General features: G+C 76.8%; 3 protein-coding genes. All 3 read right to left on the reverse strand.

All coding sequences use genetic code 11. The features are described 5' to 3' along the window. The coding region (locus tag VR44_RS21085; RefSeq protein WP_045949116.1) for an ABATE domain-containing protein at positions 1-458 on the reverse strand (458 nt) is incomplete at its 3' end. An 82-nt stretch (positions 459-540) separates the two neighbouring features. Then, entirely contained in the window at positions 541-1,089 is a 549-nt protein-coding gene (locus tag VR44_RS21090) for a GNAT family N-acetyltransferase (protein ID WP_045949115.1), read from the reverse strand. Positions 1,090-1,098: 9 nt separating this feature from the next. Continuing rightward, positions 1,099-2,250, reverse strand: a complete 1,152-nt coding sequence (locus tag VR44_RS21095) for a uroporphyrinogen-III synthase (protein WP_045949117.1) — start codon at positions 2,248-2,250, stop codon at positions 1,099-1,101. Positions 2,251-2,352 lie beyond the last annotated feature (102 nt).

Genomic DNA, 2,352 nt, shown 5'->3' on the forward strand with positions numbered 1-2,352 from the left:
AGGTAGAGGCGGGCGCAGCCGTCGCCGCCGCAGGAGCGGAGGAGGGCCAGGTCGCCGGGGTCGGTGAGGAGTTCCACCGCGTCCCGGGCCACCGTGGCCAGCAGGCCCGCGCATTCGACGCCGCCGCACAGCTCCCGCACCAGGTGCCCCTCACGGTCGCGGACCGCGCACACCCCCGGCGGCGGGCCCGCCGCGGCGGCGTTGACGCGGGCCAGGGCGTCCTCCTCCGGGGCGGAGCCGGCCAGTTCGGCCCGGACGAGGCTGTCGACGTCGCGGCGCAGGCGGCGGAAGGCTTCCACCCAGTCGGGTCCGAGCCGGCCGAGTGGGGTCCGGTCGGGGACCAGCCCGGCTCCGACCAGCCACAGGCGCAGCTCGTCGCCGTCGTGGATGGCCTCGGCCCCCTGGGGGGTCCGGGTGGCCAGCAGGTCCAGACAGACCCGCCCGGAGTCGAACCACATGCCCGTCACCGCCTCGGTCGTCGCCGTCGGACGCCTCCCCAGAGTGCCGTCGACGACCACGAAGCGGAAGCCCCCGCGCGGGCTACGCGGGCGGCGGGTCGTCGTGCAGCAGCCGCTGGAAGAGGCGGTGGTCGCGCCAGGCGCCGTCGATGTGGAGGTAGCGGGGCGCGAGTCCGATCTCGGTGAAGCCCGCCTTGGCCAGGACCCGCATGGAGGCGGTGTTGTCGACGAGGGTCTGGGCCTCGATCCGGTGCAGGCCGAGCTCGTCGCGGGCCGTGCGGCAGACCTCCCGCAGGCCGGCGGTGGCCAGGCCCTTGCCGTGCCAGGCCCGGTCGACCCAGTAGCCGACGCCGCCGCTGCACAGCGGCCCGCGCGCGATGCCGCCGAGGTTCATCGCCCCGACGACGGCGCCGGTCGCCGTCTCCGTGAACACGTACGGGACCAGCCGGCCTCCGTCCCGCTCCTCGAGCATGCCCTCGATGCGGGCCCGCTGTCCCGCCTCGGTGTAGAAGGCCTCGGGCCGGCGCGGCTCGTAGGGCGCCATGTGGTCCCGGTTGCGTCTCAGTACGTCGGCCAGCCCGGCGGCGTGCGCGACGGCCAGGCCCTTCATCTCCACCCCGTTGATGATCATGCGGGCACGCTAACGGACGCCCCTGCCCCCGTTCCAGCCTTCGCCGTCGCCGGGGTCCAGCGAGAGCCGGTAGCCGCGCTTGACCACCGTCTGGATCAGGTTCGGCACCCCGAGAGCGGCCCGCAGCCGGGCCATCGCGGTCTCGACGGCGTGCTCGTCGCGCCCCGCCCCCGGCAGCGCGCGCAGCAGGTCGGCGCGGGAGACCACCCAGCCGGGCCGCCGGGCCAGTGCGTTCAGCAGGGCCATCCCGGCCGGCGGCACGGGGCGCAGCCCGCCGTCCACCACGGCCGCGTGCCCCCGGATCTCCAGCCGGTGCCCGGCGACGGGCAGGACCCGCGCGCGGCCGGGGAGTTCCTGGCAGAGCAGCTGTACCAGCGGACCGAGGCGGAACCGCTCCGGCTGGACGGTCGCGACCCCCTGCCCCTGTAGCGGGAGTGCCGTCACGGGCCCCACGCACGCCGCGAGCACCGGCCCGCGCAGCGCCGCCAGCACGGCCTCGCGCAGCCCCCGTTCCCCGGCCCGGGACAGCAGGGACGCGGCGGCGGGAGCGGAGGTGAAGGTGAGGGCGTCCAGCGCCCCGACGGCGACGGCGTCCAGCAGCCGGTCCAGCGGGGCGAGGTCCGCCGGCGGCATCCACCGGTACACGGGCACCGGCACCACCTCGGCCCCGCCGTCGCGCAGCGCCTCCACGAACCCGGGCAGCGGCTCCCCGTGCAGCTGGAGCGCGATGCGCCGCCCGGTGACCGGGCCGGCCAGCAGCCGGTCGAGCACCTCGGCCAGGGACTCCGACTGCGGGGACCAGGTCTCGACCAGCCCGGCGGCCCGTACGGCGCCCTTGACCTTCGGCCCGCGGGCGAGGAGTTCGGTGGTGCGCAGCCGCTCCAGGAGCCGTTCGCCGATGCCCCATCCGTCTGCGGCCTCGATCCAGCCGCGGAAGCCGATGGCGGTGGTGGCGACGACGGCGTCCGGCGGGTCGTCGAGGAGCTCCTTGGTGGCGGCCATCAGCTCGCCGTCGTCGGAGAGCGGCACGATGCGCAGCGCGGGGGCGTGTACGACCGCCGCGCCGCGCCGGCGCAGCAGGGCGATCAGCTCGTCCGCGCGCCGTGCGGCTGTGACTCCGACGGTGAACCCCGCGAGGGGGCCGTGGGTAGCGTCGTCCATGGTGGTGACCTGCCTCGCCCAGTACGTCTGTTGCTGCGGGAGCCGCTGCCCGGCCGGCGGCGGCCGGCGCGGCTGCCGGCCGGCGCCGCTGCGGACCGGCAC

Source organism: Streptomyces katrae (genome assembly GCF_000966975.1).
Classification (GTDB): Bacteria; Actinomycetota; Actinomycetes; order Streptomycetales; family Streptomycetaceae; genus Streptomyces; species Streptomyces katrae.